Raw genomic sequence first — 15,653 nt, 5'->3', positions numbered from 1 at the left:
GGGATGCCGGCGACCCTGTCCGACCGCGCGTGGACGACGACGCTCCTGGCGCGCCAGCACCTGCTCACCCGGGTCGACGAGGACGTCATCGAGGTGCTCGACCGGTGTGTCGGTCTGCAGTCGCAGGATCCGCAGGCGCCGTTCGTCGGGATGCACTCGCGCGTGGCGGGATTCGAGCCCGCTGAGTTGGACACGCTCCTGCAGGAGCGGACGGTCGTGCGGATGGCGTTGCTGCGCGGCACGGTGTTCCTGATGGACGGTGAGGACGCCCGGTGGGTGCGTGCTCTCGCCGAGCCCGCGCTGGCGGCGGAGGTGCGCATCCACACCCGCCGGTTGGTGGCGGCCGCGCCGGAGGCGGTGACCGACGCGGCGCGCGAGCTGCTCGAGGGGTCTCAGCTGAGCACGAAAGACCTCGGTGCCGCCCTGGTGCAACGGTTTCCGGGTGAATCCGCGTCGACCGTGACGTCCGTCGCCCGTGCGACGCTCCCGCTGGTGCAGGTACCGCCGCGCGGGCTGTGGCGCCGGCGCGGCGCGACGACCTACGCACTTCTCGACGACTGGATCGGGCCCGGCGAGCCCGCCGTCACCGGCGACGAGGCGCGCAAGGACCTGATCCGTCTGTACCTGCGCGGGTTCGGTCCCGCGAGCCTGGCCGCGATCCAGACCTGGTCGGGACTGACGCGGCTGCGACCCCTCCTGGACGCGATGGACGCCGACTGGGAGGTGGAGCGTGTCACCGGTCCCGACGGGATCGAGTTGTTCGATCTCGACGGCTTGGATCGTGGCGAGGACGAGGATCTGCCGGTCCGACTGCTGGCGCCGTTCGATCATGTCGTCACCGCGAACGCCGACCGCCGACGCGTCATGGACGACGACGTGTTCGCCGCACTGCAGACGCCGAACGGCCAGGTGCCCGGGATGGTCCTGGTCGACGGACGGGTGGTGGGCAGCTGGTCTGTCGGGGGCGACGGCCGAGTGACGACCGAACTGCTGCGATCGGTGCCACGCGCGCGGATGGGTGACCTGACCGACGAATGCGACGCCATGGCGGAGTTCGTGACACGCAAGGCTCAGGGCGACGACGCGGTCCGGTAGTCGATGACTCGGATGATCACCGGCTCCGGTGGTGTCGAGTGGTGTTCGGCCAGGATCAGTTCGAGGCGGTGTTCGATGTCGGACCAGTCCGGATCGGGTGGTGCGTGGTCCTCCAGGATCTGGTCGGGTCGGTGGAGGTGATTGGTGCGGGGTGGGTCGGTGGTGCCGTTGGCGACCCACCCGAACCGGCCGCGATCGGGGCCGGTGGTGATCTTTTCTGTCTGCCAGCCGCCGGGCCGGTCGTGTACGGCCCGGTTGTGCGGTCCGCACGCCGGCGCGAGATCGGTGGAATCGGTGTTCCCGCCTGTGGCCCAGTCCTGTTTCGCGTGGTGCATCTCGGTGTGGGAGAACGGTGCCGGGCATGCCGGCATGGAGCAGCCGCCGTATTGGGCGAACAACAGAAACCGCTGTACCTCTGAAGCCAGGCGGCGGGTGCGCCCGTAGAACAGTGGTTCCCCGGTGTGATCGTCGAACACCGCCAGATGCATCTGCGCCCGCGCAGCCAACGTGAGGATGTCCGACATGGGGAGGTCGGTGCCGGTGGCGGTGTGCCCGACACCAGCCCGCTCCCGCAACTGGGACTCGGTCATGGAGATGATGATGTGCGGCGGCAACCCCCGATGCGACGCCCCGTACACCCCACCATCAGCCGCCGCCCGCAACAACGCCTGCAGGGCGTCGTGATTGCGCTGGGCCTGCGTCCGCGAGTCCCGTTCGGCCGCCGCCGCGAGCGCATCGGTGTCAACACCCTTGTCGTCACAGCCGCCGCGGGGTGAGTGCTCGTCGTCGGGATTGTTCATCCCCGGTTTCGCCCACTTCGACAACATCACCTCGAACAAGGCGCGGGTCGTGGGGTCGAGGGTGCCGGCGAGTTTCGACATCAGCTGCGCATCCTGATTGCCCACCGTCAGGGATCGTTGGCGGGCCCGGTCGCGGTCGGAGGGTTCGGCACCATCGGGATCCAGATGCGACAACAGGCGGGCCCCGGCGCGGTGGATCTCTTTCGGGCTGAAATGTCGGGCGATGTCGGCGAGCTGCTCCTCGGCCTTCTCCCGCACCTCCGGCGACGTCGCGGCCGGGACCTTGTCCATCACCGACAACACCGCATCCACATGCTCATGCGACAGGTCACCCTCAGCCATCGCCGCCGCGGTCTCCGGACACTTCGGTGGGAGTGGCTCGCCGGTCATGGCGTGCATGTGCGACAACGCGAGCACCTGCTTGAGCCTGCGTTTCGGGTTCGGCACCCGCAACCGGTCACCCACGAACTGCGTCAGCGTCGCGCACTGCACCGACCGGAACGCATCCCGATCCGACACATCCATGATCCGACGCAACCCGATCGACCCGAGTTTGCGGACGATCCGCTCATGATCGATCGCGAGCTGCGCCACCTCCGACTCGGAGCAGGCATCCGACGACGTGGCCGCGATCCGATCCAAAAGCTGTTCCAGGGCAGCGTAATCGGCGACCAGTGATGTCTCGACGGTGTCGTCCACGATGCACCTCCCCCGGTTGCAGCGACCACCCCAAGATAGAACACCCGTACGACATTCGCAAGTGTGTTCGAAGTGCGGGCCGTCGGGATCACTGGCCGGCGGGGTGGTGATTCATCACATGCCGCCGTCGACCATGCGCGCGAGGAGGTCGCCGAGTTGGTCGCGCTGGCGCGCCGTCAGGGGTGCGAAGGTCTCGCGCAGGACCGCGTCGACGGCGGCGTGACCCTCGGTCAGCAGCGTCCGGCCCCGGTCGGTCATCACCAGTCGCACGGCGCGGCCGGGTCCGGGCGTGCGCTCGACGAGGCCGCGATCGACCATCCTGCCGGCAAGGGTGTTGAAGGCCTGGTCGCTCTGGAAGGTCAGGACGGCGAGGTCGTGCAGGGACGCGTCGGGGTGGCGATCCAGGTGCCGCAACGCATCCCACTGCACCAGGCTGAGACCGTGGTGGGACAGCGCGCTGTCGAGCATCTTGTGGTGTCGGTTCTGTGCGCGCTTGATCAGCATCGCGACGTCCTGCTTCGACCGGGGCACGGTGTCCAGACTAGCGAACTGGATCAACATGTTGACTCGGACGAGACATATCAATATGTTGAGTCGTGACAGACGACCCGAACAGGAGCGCCCATGACGACACTCGACGTGACGACCCCCGACGGAACGGTCCCGGTCATGGTCGACGACCGCGGCTCCGGCAGAACGCTCCTCCTGCTGCACGGGGGTGCCGGTCCGGCGTCGGTCGCGGTGTTCGCCGAGATGCTCGTCTCCCGCGGCGAACGGGTTGTCACGCCGACACATCCGGGCTTCGGCGGTACCCCACGGCCCGAGGCGGTGGCCGGTGCGGCGGCGCTCGCCGAGGTGTACGACGGGCTCCTGGACGCGCTGGACCTGACCGACGTCGTGGTTGTGGGCAACTCGCTCGGGGGATGGGTGGCAGCGGAACTCGTGCTCCGGGAGAACCCGCGCATCGCCGCCCTCGTCCTCGTCGACGCGGTCGGGCTCGCCCATCCCACCGAGCCGATCGTGGACTTCTTCGCGCTCACCATGGATGAGGTGGTGGAACTCAGCTACCACGAGTCGAACCGCGACCGGGCACGTGCCGATCTCGCTGCGCTGCCCGACGAGGCGCGGGCGGCGATGCCCGGCAACCGCGCCGCGTTGTTCGCCTACGGTGGCTCGTCGATGGCCGACGAGACCCTGTCCGCACGTCTCACGGCGATCGCCGTGCCGACGCTGATCGTCTGGGGCGCCGCCGATCACATCGCCCCGGTGTCGCACGCGCACCTTTACACCGAGGCGATCCCCGGAGCCGAACTGGATCTCATCGACGAAGCCGGCCACCTGCCGCAGATCGAGACCCCGGACCGGCTCGCCGACGACATCCTGCGGTTCGCCGGTTGATTCGGGGCCGTGTGGTCAGTCGTTGTCGGGGAGGCGACCTGTCCGCGGATTGCGAGCGGTGATGCAGTAGGGGCGGCCGGTCGGGTCGGCCATGACCGTCCAGTTGTCGTACTGGGCCACCACCTCGGCACCCCAGTCCTGGTGGCGGGACACCTCATCGGCGGGATGGGTGCTCGCGAGGTCGACGTGGGCGTCGGTGAGTCCGGACGCCTTGCGCTGGAGCAGGATCCGGACGGGCATCGAATCGGGGTGGCACAGCGCCCGGAACTCGGGACGCGAGGCGGTCTCGAGCTCCCATCCGGTCAGCCGGGTGAAGAAGGCGCACTCGTCGTCGAACAACCGGCCGGGCACGTCGATGCAGATCTGGTCGATGATCGAGATGGTGTCGCCGGGCCACCGGATCGGGCGCGACCGCTCGTGCTCGCCGTTCCACGGCACCATGCAGAAGGTGAATCCCGCCGGCGACAGGAGTCGGAGCCCGTCCGGTGACTCCTCGGAGCGGGTCGCACCGATCTCCTCGGCGGCGCTCGCCGCTGCCTCGACGTCGTCGACGTGGATGTCGAGATGGACACCGCCGACGCCGGTCTCGATCCACTGCACACGCAGGTGCGGGTCGCCGGTGAACGGTTCCAGAGACGCGAACTGACGGCGGCTACCCCGTGGTGGCGACACCGTGCTGCCGGCGATGGCCCGCCAGAACGTGACCTCGTCGCCGAAGTCGTCGGCGGGGAAGTCGAAGACCGCACTGAGCCAGCGGATCTCGATCGGTGCGGTGACCATCAGCGCACCCGGTGCCGCGACCGCCACCGGTACAGGGTCTCGGGGTCGCCGTCGACGACGACCTCCTCGCCGCGGTTCCACAGGCCGAGGTGGAGCTGTGCGGCGGTCCCGGTCCAGCGCGCGGCCACGTCGTCGCCGGCGTGGTCACCCGGCGTGACGGTGAGCCCGTCCTCCGCCACGGACAGCGTCCACGCGGCATCGACGTCGTCGGCGGCCACGACGAGGGTGAGTGGGGTCCCGTCCCACAGCTTCGATCGGCCGCGCGGTGCGAAACCCGTGAGCAGCTCGTCGAGGCCGTCGACGGCGAACTCCGGTGTGAGCACGTCTCCGAGGGCTGCGGTGACCTCGCCGGCGGTCGGCACCGAGCCACGCGCGACGGCCATCGCATCGACGGCATGGACCACCGTCTCGTGCGCCTGCCTGCGGTGCCAGAACTCGAGCGGTGTCCGCCCGGTCTCCATGAACACCCAGGCGTCGACGTCGTCGGGCGCGTCCCGCAGCGCGGACACCAGCGCGTCTGCGCCGTCGAGCAGCCACGCCGGGAGGTCCGGCACACGCACCCGCGAGAGCACCGCGGCCTCGTCGGCGAAGGGCGGCTCCTCACCGAGCAGGTGCGCTCGCGCCCACCGGTGGATCTGGCCGAGGTGCGCCTCGAGATGCCGCACCGACCAATCAGGACAGGTCGGAACCGGGGCGCCGGACTCGGCGACCAGGACGGCGGTGAACATCACCCGGGTCGCGACCTCGACGGCCGTCCGGAACTCGGCGGGCGAGATGGCCGGGGCGGCCGAGGGCGCGGGGGACACGTCGGACACGGCGATCAGTCTGGCACGGGGCCGTCGAGTCGGGGGAGCACCTCGGCGGCGACGAGTTCGACGTGGTCGAGATCGGTCAGGTCGAGGGTCTGGAAGTAGACGCGGGAGACGCCGAGTTCGGCGAAACGGCCGACGGTGTCGGCGATCTGTTCGGGTGTCCCCGCGAACCCGGTCGCCCGTACCTCGTCGACGTCCCGGCCGATCGCCTCCGCCCGACGCGCCACCTCGGCGTCGTCGCGACCACAGACGAGGACATGAGCCGCGGACAGGCGTAGGGGTGACGAGCGGTCGGCGGCGTCGGCCACCTCGGACACGCGGCGCAAGACGGGTGCGGCGTCCTCCGGGGTGAGGAACGGGGTGTTGAACTCCGCGGCGTACCGCGCCGCGAGAGCAGGCGTCCGCTTCTTGCCGCTGCCTCCGATGATGATCGGCGGGCCGGGCGTCTGAACCGGCTTGGGGAGGGCGGGTGAGTCGGAGACCTGGAAGTGCGCGCCGTCGAACGAGAACCGCTCTCCCGCGGGCGTCGACCACAGACCCGTCACGACGGCGAGGTACTCCTCGAGCTTGTCGAAGCGCTCGCCCACGGGCGGGAACGGGATGCCGTAGGCGGCGTGCTCCGCGTCGAACCAGCCCGCGCCGACACCGAACTCGACGCGACCCCCGGACATCGCGTCGACCCCGGCGACCGAGATCGCCGTCGGCCCGGGCAGCCGGAACGTCGCCGACGTCACGAGCGTGCCCAGGCGGACACGACGTGTCTCGCGGGCGAGACCCGCCAGGGTGATCCACGCGTCCGACGGCCCGACACCTCCGTCGCCGCTCATGGCGAGGTAGTGATCGGAGCGGAAGAAGCCGGTGAACCCGCCGTCCTCGGCGGCCTGCGCGACGCGCAGCAGGTCGTCGTAGGTGGCACCCTGCTGCGGCTCGGTGAAAATGCACGTCTCCATGCGCCCAGCATCCCCCTACAGTTGACGCGGTGACCACACCACGCCCGCGCGGTCTCCTGCAGCGCGCCCTCGCGAGACTCACCGGCAGCGGACCCGAACGGGTCGCGGTGGTCCGTCTCGACGGACACATCGGGACGGTCGGGCTCGGTCGCGGAGGTCTGACCGCCGACGGCGTCGAGAAGACGCTGGAGCGGGCGTTCACCGGCGAACGGGTCAAGGCGGTCGTCCTGGTGATCAACTCCCCCGGCGGGTCACCCGCCCAGTCGGAGTACATCGCCGAACGGATCCGGCAGCTCGCATCGGAGAACGGTGTCCGTGTGCTCGCCTTCTGCGAGGACGTCGCCGCGTCGGGCGGGTACTGGATCGCGTGCGCCGCGGACGAGATCTTCGCCGCGCGCACCTCTGTCGTCGGATCGATCGGAGTCGTCACCAGCGGATTCGGGGCCGTCGACCTCCTCGAACGTGCCGGCCTCGAACGACGGATCCACACCGCGGGCAGCAACAAAGCCCGACTCGACACCTTCCGTCCCGAGGACGCCGAGGACGTCGCCTGGCTGGAGAGCCTGCAATCCGATCTGCACGACGCGTTCATCGGCTGGGTCCGCCAGCGCCGCGGCGCGAAGCTCCGCGGCGACGACGCCGAGCTGTTCTCCGGTGACGTGTGGGTGGGTCGACGTGCCGTCGACATGGGTCTGGCGGATGCGGTCGGGGTCATGCGGTCGGTGATCGCCGAGCGCTATCCCGACGCCGACATCGACCCCATCTCGCCACCCAAGCCGTTGCTGGCCCGACTCACCGGGGGCGGGGTGGAGATGTCCGGCGCTGTCGACGCCGCGGTCACCGGAACGCTCGACGCGGTCAGCCGACGGGCCCGGTGGATGTCCTTCGGGAGCTGACCCGGCGAGCGTCCCGGGCTGTGAACAACCCCTCGGGGCTGTCCCGTCGGTCCACAGGCACTGTCGGAATTGCTGGCACGAGGCTCGCCAACGCACCCTCAACCTGTGGATGAGGCTGTGGAAACTGTGGACAACACGTCCCTCATGCACCCCTTTCGTGACCCACGACACAGCGCAGGTCACGAAAAGGTCACGGAGCCGTGGTCTCGCGGCCCCGGCCCCACCCCCGCCGGACATGACACGATGGAGGACGTGGGCACGACGGGGATCGGCGCGAGCTGGTGATCGACTTCTGCCCGCGCTGCCGCATCCAGGCGCCGCACGACGACCGACGCACAGGCTGCCCGCGCTGCGGAGGGCCACTCTCCGTGCTGCCGAGCATCGCCCACATCCCGCCGCGCGTCGGCGGACCTGCGCGCCCCGCACCCCCGCCTCGCCCGGCGACGCGACGTCCCCCCGGCCCGCGTCGGTTCCGGTGGGTGGCTCGCCGTCCACCGGAAGCCCTGCCCGGGCCCCCGCCGCGACCACGTCGGCGCCTCGGCCCCACGCCGCGCTACACACGCGCGCCGGGCTGGGGTCTCGTCGACGTCGTCGAACCGCCATCGACCCCGACGCCCACCCGCGCCGAGCGCGCGGCGGACTCGATGCAGCCGGCGCTGCTGACTCTCGGCACCACGTTGATCGTCGCAGCCGCGGCGCAGGCGTGGATCTACGCACTGCTCGTCCTCAACCGCGACCACCCGATCGGGGAGGCGACGGCCACGTGGGCGTACGCGATCTCGCAGGCGGTCGGATGGGTCTCGGTCGCCGGGTTCGTGGTGTGCCTGGTGACGTTCTGGGCCTGGACGGTCGCTGGCCGGAAGCGGGCCTACCGGTCGATCGACCGCGTCGACCCGCGACCGCAGTGGCAGATCGCGGTCGGATGCCTGGTTCCGATCGTGAACGTCGTCGGCATGGGGGTGCTGATGCACGAGCTGGTCCGCTGCGGGCACCACCTGCCCGCCGACAGGGTGCGAACGGTGCTGCGGGCCTGGTGGGCCGCGTGGGCCGGACTGAACCTCCTGGCCGTGGTCACCCTCGTCATCCGCTACAGCGCCGACTCGATCCAGTGGGGTGCGAACGCCGTCCTGCTCACCCTGCTGACCGACCTCCTCGGCGGTGCGTTCGCCGTCGGCACCGCCTGGCTGCTGTACCGCACGTTCGACCCGTCGGCCGAACGTGCACCGACCACCCGCTGGCTGGCCGCCTGATGACCGGACCGCTGCCGATCCGCCGCCCGCACCGACCTGCCGTCGTCGCCCATCGGGGTGCGTCCGCGGAGCGACCGGAACACACGATCGCCGCCTACGAACTCGCCATCGCGCAGGGCGCCGAGGGGCTGGAGTGCGATGTCCGCCTCACCAGTGACCACCAGCTGGTCTGCGTCCACGACCGCACCGTCGACCGGACGTCGTCGGGGACCGGTGTGGTCAGCGAGATGTCGCTGGCGGAGCTGCAGGAGCTCGACTTCGGGAGCTGGCACGCCTGGGGCCGCCCGCAGTCGGTGCTGACCCTCGCGGAACTGTTGACGCTCGCCCTCGACCACGAGCAGCCCGTGCGGCTGTTCATCGAGACCAAACACCCCGTGCGCTACGGCGGACTCGTCGAACAACTGCTGCTGGCCGAACTGCATCGCTTCGGGATCGCGTCGCCCCCGTCGGCCGATCACAGCCGGGCGGCGGTCATCTCGTTCTCCGCCGGTGCGGTGTGGCGCATCCGCCGCAACGCACCGATGCTCCCGACGATCCTGCTCGGCGACACCGCCCGCATCCTCGGCGGCAGCGCCGCGACGGCTGTCGGTGCGACCGGGATCGGGCCGTCGATCATGACGTTGCGCGACCACCCCGAGGCCGTCGACCGGGCCGCGGCGTCCGGTCGCGCGACCTATTGCTGGACCGTCGACGAGTACGCCGACGTCACCCACTGCGCCCGCATCGGCGTCGACTTCCTGGCCACCAACCATCCCGCGCGCATCCGACAGTGGCTGGAGCCGACGCGCCGGGGCCGCGGCGCGTAGGCGGGCGTCGACGGCACGAGCGGGCGTACTAGCGTTCGACGGATGGCGAAGAAGAGCAAGCGGGGGAGCGGACCGCGGCCGGGGAGCAACCGGGCGGAGCGGGTGGCGGCACGCAAGGCGCGTCAGGCAGCCGCGGCCGGTGGACCGGCGCGGCCGTTCGTCGGCCTCGCCGCCGAGTGTGACCTGGTGGCGTTGCGGGCGTTCGTCGCGTCGGCCACTGTCGCGGTGACGCCGCAGGGACCAGGTGTCGGCGCGAACGCCGTGTCGTTGGCGACGATCCTCCCCGGGGCCGTGCAGGCGCTCGCCCGGGAGGCGACGGGCGACGGAGTCGAGGGGCTCGTCGGGCTGCAGACCGAGTTCGAGCCGGCCGACGTGACCGCCGAGATCGCGGGTGCACTGCTCTGGGCGTCGTCGGCCGAGGCCGGTGCGCCGTACGAGCCCCTCGCCGACGAGGACGCGCCGGATCTCGTCGAGATCCTCGGTGCCGACACGACCCTGGACGTGACGCTGCACGAGGACTTCGGCTGGTGGTTCTCCGACGAGCAGGACGTCTCGCCCGACATCGCCGCGATGGTCGAGCAGGCGTCGGAGTCGATCCTGCCGACGGCACGGATCAGTGGGGACCTCGTCGGTGCCCCGTGGTGGGTCGACGCCGGCGAGCGCGCCCACGTGCGCTGGGTGCGACCGGAGTCCGAGGACGACCTGATGACGGCACTGGCCCGGCTGCATGCGGCCGAGAAGCTCACCCTCGGTGAGGGCTCGCGTTTCGCGGGGTCGTTCCGGACGCACGGGCTGTTGGTGCCGGTGTTCGACCTCGACAACGAGATGCATCCCGACGAGTGGATCGAGCCCTGCGCCCGCTTCGAGGCCGACCTGTCGGAGGCGCTGTCACAGACCGGCGATCTGACCGCCGCGCAACGCCGTTCGCGTGACGGCATCCGCGGTCGCCAGGTGACTCTGCGCTGAGCGCGAGCGTGGGCTGACGACCTCGTCGCCCTGTCGGGCTGAACGCTCCGGTTTCAGGAGCCGCTCCGGCTTTCCCGGATGCCGCTCCGGTTCTGGTGTTTGCGCTCCACTTACAGGGTGTTCTGGGGCAGACGCTCCACTTGTTGAAGGATGCTCCGCCTGCAGGCGGAGCATCCTTCAACAACCGGAGCGAGAACCCTGGAGGTGGAGCGACCACCCTGGAGGTGGAGCGCTCAGCCGATGACGCTGCCGGAGTCCTCGAGCAGGTCGGCCGGGATCGGTTTGTCCCCGGCGAGGAGCCCGAAGAACTGAGTGGTGTTGTCGCCCACGGCGAGAGCGTCGCCGTCGCCCGTGTTCTCTGGTCCGCCGGTCGGGACCGTCGTCGTGATGGGGCCCCCGTGCAACGCCCATCCGAGGCGGGCGATGTCCCAGATGTGGGTGCCCCGGTCGACGGTGAGTGTGCTGACGGCGCCGTTCGCGAACGGGAAGAGCCGGAACGGGTTCAGCAGCGTCGACGGTGACGCCGCCTTCGACATGAGCGCGCTGAGGAACTTGCGCTGGTTGACCACCCGCTGCAGATCGGCGTTCGGGAACGCGCGGGTACGTACCAGACCGAGGGCCTGCTGGCCGTTGAGATCCTGACAGCCCGCGCGCAGGTTCAGACCGGCCTTCGGGTCACGCAGTGGCTCGTCGAGGCAGATGTTCACGCCGCCGACGGAGTCGACGAGGGAATCGAAACCGCCGAAACCGATCTCGGCGTAGTGGTCGATGCGGACCCCGCTCAGCGTCTCGACGGTCTGGATCAGCAGCGGCGCCTGGCCGAAGCTGAACGCCGCGTTGATCTTGTGGTCGCCGTAACCGGGCACCGGCACGTACAGGTCGCGGGGGATGCTGATGAGCATCGCCTTCCCGTTCTCCGGGATGTGCACCAGCATGATCGTGTCGGTTCGTGCGCCGTCGCTGTCGCCGGTGGCGAGCTGTTCCTTCTGCTCGGCCGACAGGCCCTCGCGCGAGTCCGACCCGACGAGGATCCAGTTGGTCCCCGGGGTGTCCGCGGGGCGGCCCGCGTAACTCGGCATCGCGTCGACGCGGTTCAGCTTCGAGTCGTAGTAGAACGTCGCGGCCACCGCGCCGACGACCAGCACGAGCACGAGGATCAGCAGACTCCGGAAGATCGGCGGGCGACGCCGACGACGACGTCGCGGCGCCGGGGGAGGCTCACCGCGCGGGTCACGGGTCGGGCGTGCGGGTGGCGGAGGGGGAGGGGCCCCGCCGGGCCGCGATCTGCGCAGCTCGTCGAGGCGGGGATCGCGACGGAATCCGCCGGGTGCGGCTCCCGGGGCGCGACCGGGCTGTCGCGGCGGCGGTGGCCCGGACGATCGCGGCGGGGGGGACCCCGACCGGTAGGGCTGAGGGGTCTGCGGCGGCGCGTAGCCGGGCACGCCGGGCCGATCGGACGCCCGGCGGTCGGGCCCGGCGCGATCAGGACCGGCGCGATCAGGACCGGGGCGATCAGGACCGGGGCGAGCGGGGCCCTCGGGCCTGCGGGGGCGCCGGATGAAGGGCCCGTCCTGCTCGCTCACGGATCAGACTGTACGGAGCGACCCTGATGATCGGGGGGAGGTACCGGGTCACGATCGGCCTCTGTGGGCGGACCACCGTCGCGCGGCCTCGTCCGCGCCTGCGGCGATCAACTCGTCGAGGCGCGGGTCGTCCGGGACCGGGAACGCGGTGTAACCGCCCCGCCCGCCTGCGGCCGGCCGGCCGTACGCCTTCGACGCCAGGCCGCCGTCCGGCAGCAGACGCACGGTGATCGTGGTCAGGGTGAACTGTTCGCCACGCCTCTCGGCGGTCCATCGAAGCGCCTCCGGGACGGCGACGTTCACGGCAAGGGCATTGACTTCGGCTTCCTGCACATCCGTCACGCTAACGTCGTTCGTCGACGTGCGATCAGCCCAGCCAGCCGAGGTGGTCGCGGAGGAGCGCGTAGCCGACGAATGCGACCGTGTCGATCAGGGCGTGCCCGATCACCAACGGCCAGATCCGCGACGTCAGCTGGTGGAAACGGCCGTAGACGAGCCCCATCACCACGTTGCCGACGCCACCGCCGAACCCCTGATAGAGGTGGTAGGAGCCGCGGAGCAGCGCGGACGCCACCACCGATCGGTTCTCGCCCCACCCGAGCTGCCGCAGGCGGGTGACCAGATAGGCGACGACGAGGAACTCCTCGGCCGCGGCGTTGCCGACCGCCGAGATGACGAGGACGGGCAGTCGCCACCAGGTGTCGGTCAGGTCGCTCGGCAGCACGTCGGCGTTGAGGCCCAGTTCCCGAGCGGCGACGTACAGGCCGAGTCCCGGGATGCCGATCACCGCGGCGAGGCACGCACCCCAGGCGGCGTCGCGACCCGACGGCCATCGCGTGATGCCGACCCGCGACAGCGCCACCCCGCTGCGGTAGACGAGGTAGATCGCGAGAGCGGCGATCGCGAACAGCCGAGTCGCCGAGAGCAGCTGACGGAGCAGATCGATCCAGTCGACCGACGAGGCGGAGGCGTTGAGCGCGACGGTCGTGCGGGCGATGCCACCGGAACGGACTTCCGCCTCGATCAACGAGAGGATCGACGACGCCGCCGACAGCCCGAAGGTGAGGACGATGACGATCGTCAGCTCGATCCCGATCGCCCGCCGTCGCGCGGGGTCGGTGACCACGACGATGTCGGCCGGTCGCGCCGGCGCCAGGACAGCGCGGAGACCGGGTGTGTTCACCCGGCCGAGGTTAGCCGTGCGGGAACGGGCACCCGGCGAGCGCGCGCAACGCCCGCGACAACTCCATGACGTCGTCGACGGGTCGGGGGAACGACAGGCGGGTGTCGACGTCGCCCTCGCTCCGCTCGACGCGGAAGCGGATCCCGTAGCGGTCGATACCGAGCGGTCGGACCCGCCCGGTGCGCAGGTCGGCGGGCAGTCGTCGGGTGAGCGCGAGGATGACGTCGGAGTGGTCGGAGTCGAGGTGGGCGATCCAGTCCGGCTCGTGCTGCCAGAACGGGTCGGGGGTCGCCCGGGAGAGCTCGGTGGCGTCGACGGCGGCGGCTCCGGCCGATGTGGCGATCACCGCGCCGGTGATCGCCAGACGCGCGAGGGAGAACCCGTGGCCGAGGTCGAGCAGGTCGTCGGCGGGGTGCTCGGCGGCGATCTCCATCGCCAGTTCGCGCTCGAGATCACCGGGCACGGGGTGCAGGACCCCGTTCAGCCAGACGAGCGCGCGCACCGGTTCGCGGACCTCGATGGGCGCGCAGTCGGTCACCTCGATCATCGCGGTGACGCCGTCGGGGTCGTCGTGCAGCGCGTCGGCCGCGGCGCTGCGCGAGGGGATGAGGACGAACGCCTGCTCGTCGAACAGATGGACCATCGACACGGGTGTCGGTTCGCCGCCCTCGACCGCCACGACGGCGGTCTGCACCCGCATGCAGGCGGTCCGGATCGACTCCGCGTCGGTCGGTTTGACTGTCAGGGCCTGGGTCATCGCTGTCCTCGTCTCCCGGCGTGGTGCTTCAGGTAAGGCTAACCTAAGCGATACACAGGCGTCGTACAACCGGTGAACTACGCTGGCCCACGTGCCCGCAGTCGCGTTCTTCGGTCCCGCCGGGACGTTCACCGAGATGGCGCTCGACCGACTCCTCGCCGACGTGGTCCCCGGCATCGACGGGCTCGACGTCCCCGCCGACGCCGACCGCCTCGCGGAGCAGAGTCCGCGGGCGGTGATCGAGGCGGTGCGCGCCGGCGCCGCGGAGTGGGGCTGCGTGCCGATGGAGAGTTCCGTCGAGGGCGCGGTGCCGGCGACGATGGATGCTCTCGCGCAGGGCGCGCCGGTGCAGATCGTGGCCGAGGTCGTCGTCGACATCGCGTTCACGGTCGCGGCGCGCGAGGTGCTCGACGCCGATGCCGTCACGACGATCGCCGCCTATCCGGTGGCCGCCGGGCAGACGCGCGAGAGCCTCGAGCGGCTCTTCCCGTCCGCCTCGGTGGTCCCCGCGTCGTCGAATGCCGCGGCCGCGGAGGACGTCGCCGCCGGTGGACCCGATGTCGCCCTCACGACGCCGATCGCCGCGCGGGCACACGGTCTCGTCCCCCTCGCAGAGGATGTCGCCGACGCTCCCGACGCCACCACGCGCTTCGTGTTGCTCTCGCGACCGGTGGCCGTGCCGGCACGCACCGGCGACGATCGCACCTCCGTCATCATCGATCTCCCGAACGTGCCGGGCTCGTTGATGCGGGCGATGCGGGAGTTCGCCGACCGCGAGATAGACCTCACCCGGATCGAGTCGCGTCCGCGGCGGACCGCGCGTGGCTACTACTTCTTCCTCGACGCCGTGGGACACGTCGACGACGCGCCGATGGCCCAGGCGCTCGCCGGCCTGCACGCCCACGCCGGGGTCTCCTTCCTCGGTTCCTGGCCGGCCGATCGGGGCAACGGCGAACCGCCCCCGGACACCCGGGCGTCGCTGGCATGGGTCGACGGCCTCCGACGGGGTGAACGCTGATGGGCAGCCTGCACCTCATCCGGCACGGCCAGACGACGTCGAACGTGATGGCACGCCTGGACACCCGGCCACCGGGCGCGGGCCTCACCGATTTCGGTGCGCGCCAGGCGGTCCGCTTCGGCCTGGACAATCCCGACGTCACCGTCGCCGGCCTCTACAGTTCGGTCGCGCGGCGCGCGCGGGAGACCGCGGGTCTGATCGGCAGCGTGTGGGGTGTGGACGCGCAGACCCTCGACGACATCCATGAGGTGCAGGTGGGGTCGATGGAGGACCGCAACGACGACCGCTCGGTGCGGGCGTTCCGTGATCTCATCGCCGACTGGTTCGACGGTGCCACCGACCGCCGCGTCGGTGACAGTGAGTCACTCGACGAGGTGCTCGCGCGGTATCTCCCCGCGATCGAGCTGCTGGCGCGGCGTCACCTCGACGGTCCCGACGACCAGGGCGACGTCTACGTGGTCAGCCACGGCGCGGCCATCCGCCTCGTCGCCGCCCATCTCGGCGACGTCGACCGCGGCTTCGCCCACGACAACGGTCTGCCGAACACCGCGTCGGTGGAACTGGCACGCGTCGACGGCGGCTGGCGCTGTGTGCACTGGGGTGGCGTCGACCCGATCCGGCACACCGCCGCCCCCTCCGTCGACCCGATGGGCTGACCGA

At 70.8% G+C, this 15,653-nt stretch carries 17 protein-coding genes; 8 read left to right on the top strand and 9 right to left on the bottom strand.

Annotated features, from left to right (window positions below):
* Window positions 1–3: 3 nt before the first annotated feature.
* Window positions 4–1,095, top strand: coding sequence for a winged helix DNA-binding domain-containing protein (locus ACXVUM_RS06680; RefSeq protein WP_458521049.1), 1,092 nt, complete (start codon window positions 4–6; stop codon window positions 1,093–1,095).
* Here ACXVUM_RS06680 and ACXVUM_RS06675 read toward each other — a convergent pair.
* Both ACXVUM_RS06675 and ACXVUM_RS06670 read right to left on the bottom strand, forming a co-directional pair.
* Window positions 1,071–2,594: a DUF222 domain-containing protein gene (locus ACXVUM_RS06675; RefSeq protein WP_458521048.1), complete on the bottom strand. Its 1,524-nt coding sequence runs from the start codon at window positions 2,592–2,594 to the stop codon at window positions 1,071–1,073. The genes ACXVUM_RS06680 and ACXVUM_RS06675 overlap by 25 nt on opposite strands.
* A 114-nt stretch (window positions 2,595–2,708) precedes the next feature.
* Window positions 2,709–3,125, bottom strand: a complete 417-nt coding sequence (locus tag ACXVUM_RS06670; RefSeq protein ID WP_458521047.1) for a MarR family winged helix-turn-helix transcriptional regulator — start codon at window positions 3,123–3,125, stop codon at window positions 2,709–2,711.
* A 93-nt stretch (window positions 3,126–3,218) separates the two neighbouring features.
* Between ACXVUM_RS06670 and ACXVUM_RS06665 the strand changes: the two genes are divergently transcribed.
* Window positions 3,219–3,992, top strand: a complete 774-nt coding sequence (locus ACXVUM_RS06665) for an alpha/beta fold hydrolase (protein ID WP_458521046.1) — start codon at window positions 3,219–3,221, stop codon at window positions 3,990–3,992.
* A 15-nt stretch (window positions 3,993–4,007) separates the two neighbouring features.
* Here ACXVUM_RS06665 and ACXVUM_RS06660 read toward each other — a convergent pair whose 3' ends face one another.
* Genes ACXVUM_RS06660 through ACXVUM_RS06650 form a run of 3 tightly spaced genes read right to left on the bottom strand, consistent with a single transcriptional unit; the run spans window position 4,008 to window position 6,534 of the window.
* On the bottom strand, window positions 4,008–4,757 hold the full coding sequence (locus ACXVUM_RS06660; protein WP_458522805.1) for a VOC family protein: 750 nt from the start codon (window positions 4,755–4,757) through the stop codon (window positions 4,008–4,010).
* Window positions 4,758–4,771: 14 nt separating this feature from the next.
* Window positions 4,772–5,587, bottom strand: coding sequence for a maleylpyruvate isomerase N-terminal domain-containing protein (locus ACXVUM_RS06655; RefSeq protein WP_458521045.1), 816 nt, complete (start codon window positions 5,585–5,587; stop codon window positions 4,772–4,774).
* Window positions 5,588–5,592: 5 nt separating this feature from the next.
* Window positions 5,593–6,534, bottom strand: coding sequence for an LLM class F420-dependent oxidoreductase (locus tag ACXVUM_RS06650; RefSeq protein WP_458521044.1), 942 nt, complete (start codon window positions 6,532–6,534; stop codon window positions 5,593–5,595).
* 56 nt (window positions 6,535–6,590) lie between these two features.
* Here ACXVUM_RS06650 and ACXVUM_RS06645 point away from each other — a divergent pair, with 56 nt between their 5' ends.
* The 4 genes from ACXVUM_RS06645 (at window position 6,591) to ACXVUM_RS06630 (ending at window position 10,452) form a co-directional block, all read left to right on the top strand.
* Window positions 6,591–7,430, top strand: coding sequence for a S49 family peptidase (locus ACXVUM_RS06645; RefSeq protein WP_458522804.1), 840 nt, complete (start codon window positions 6,591–6,593; stop codon window positions 7,428–7,430).
* Between the two features lie 479 nt (window positions 7,431–7,909).
* Window positions 7,910–8,680 (top strand): DUF4328 domain-containing protein, encoded by a 771-nt coding sequence (locus ACXVUM_RS06640; RefSeq protein ID WP_458521043.1) that lies wholly within the window; start codon window positions 7,910–7,912, stop codon window positions 8,678–8,680.
* Window positions 8,680–9,486, top strand: coding sequence for a glycerophosphodiester phosphodiesterase family protein (locus ACXVUM_RS06635; protein ID WP_458521042.1), 807 nt, complete (start codon window positions 8,680–8,682; stop codon window positions 9,484–9,486). Before ACXVUM_RS06640 ends, ACXVUM_RS06635 begins: the two co-directional genes overlap by 1 nt.
* Window positions 9,487–9,528: 42 nt before the next feature.
* Window positions 9,529–10,452: a DUF5926 family protein gene (locus tag ACXVUM_RS06630; protein WP_458521041.1), complete on the top strand. Its 924-nt coding sequence runs from the start codon at window positions 9,529–9,531 to the stop codon at window positions 10,450–10,452.
* Window positions 10,453–10,685: 233 nt separating this feature from the next.
* On the opposite strand, the gene ACXVUM_RS06625 is transcribed toward ACXVUM_RS06630, so the two are convergent.
* The 4 genes from ACXVUM_RS06625 to ACXVUM_RS06610 all read right to left on the bottom strand — a co-directional run bounded on the left by ACXVUM_RS06625 (window position 10,686) and on the right by ACXVUM_RS06610 (window position 13,975).
* Window positions 10,686–11,603, bottom strand: coding sequence for an LCP family protein (locus ACXVUM_RS06625; protein WP_458521040.1), 918 nt, complete (start codon window positions 11,601–11,603; stop codon window positions 10,686–10,688).
* A 480-nt stretch (window positions 11,604–12,083) separates the two neighbouring features.
* Window positions 12,084–12,368 (bottom strand): hypothetical protein, encoded by a 285-nt coding sequence (locus tag ACXVUM_RS06620; protein WP_458521039.1) that lies wholly within the window; start codon window positions 12,366–12,368, stop codon window positions 12,084–12,086.
* Between the two features lie 34 nt (window positions 12,369–12,402).
* Window positions 12,403–13,218 carry a CPBP family intramembrane glutamic endopeptidase gene (locus ACXVUM_RS06615; protein ID WP_458521038.1) on the bottom strand — a complete coding sequence of 272 codons (816 nt, stop codon included), beginning with the start codon at window positions 13,216–13,218 and terminating at the stop codon, window positions 12,403–12,405.
* A 10-nt stretch (window positions 13,219–13,228) separates the two neighbouring features.
* Window positions 13,229–13,975, bottom strand: coding sequence for a DUF2470 domain-containing protein (locus ACXVUM_RS06610; RefSeq protein WP_458521037.1), 747 nt, complete (start codon window positions 13,973–13,975; stop codon window positions 13,229–13,231).
* A 91-nt stretch (window positions 13,976–14,066) separates the two neighbouring features.
* On the opposite strand from ACXVUM_RS06610, the gene pheA reads away from it, so the two are divergent.
* Window positions 14,067–14,993, top strand: coding sequence for a prephenate dehydratase (pheA, locus tag ACXVUM_RS06605; RefSeq protein ID WP_458521036.1), 927 nt, complete (start codon window positions 14,067–14,069; stop codon window positions 14,991–14,993).
* Window positions 14,993–15,649 carry a histidine phosphatase family protein gene (locus ACXVUM_RS06600; RefSeq protein WP_458521035.1) on the top strand — a complete coding sequence of 219 codons (657 nt, stop codon included), beginning with the start codon at window positions 14,993–14,995 and terminating at the stop codon, window positions 15,647–15,649. The genes pheA and ACXVUM_RS06600 overlap by 1 nt, the downstream gene beginning before the upstream one ends.
* Window positions 15,650–15,653: the final 4 nt, after the last annotated feature.

The sequence above is a fragment of the Williamsia sp. SKLECPSW1 genome, assembly GCF_054332755.1.
This window is presented reverse-complemented; position numbering and strand designations above follow the sequence as displayed.

What these genes read in the sequence shown, in the direction of transcription:
- ACXVUM_RS06680 (WP_458521049.1), top strand. Translation starts at nt 4, where the DNA reads ATGCCGGCGACCCTGTCCGACCGCGCGTGGACGACGACGCTCCTGGCG.
- ACXVUM_RS06665 (WP_458521046.1), top strand. Translation starts at nt 3,219, where the DNA reads ATGACGACACTCGACGTGACGACCCCCGACGGAACGGTCCCGGTCATG.
- ACXVUM_RS06650 (WP_458521044.1), bottom strand. Translation starts at nt 6,534, where the DNA reads ATGGAGACGTGCATTTTCACCGAGCCGCAGCAGGGTGCCACCTACGAC.
- ACXVUM_RS06635 (WP_458521042.1), top strand. Translation starts at nt 8,680, where the DNA reads ATGACCGGACCGCTGCCGATCCGCCGCCCGCACCGACCTGCCGTCGTC.
- ACXVUM_RS06630 (WP_458521041.1), top strand. Translation starts at nt 9,529, where the DNA reads ATGGCGAAGAAGAGCAAGCGGGGGAGCGGACCGCGGCCGGGGAGCAAC.
- ACXVUM_RS06610 (WP_458521037.1), bottom strand. Translation starts at nt 13,975, where the DNA reads ATGACCCAGGCCCTGACAGTCAAACCGACCGACGCGGAGTCGATCCGG.
- ACXVUM_RS06600 (WP_458521035.1), top strand. Translation starts at nt 14,993, where the DNA reads ATGGGCAGCCTGCACCTCATCCGGCACGGCCAGACGACGTCGAACGTG.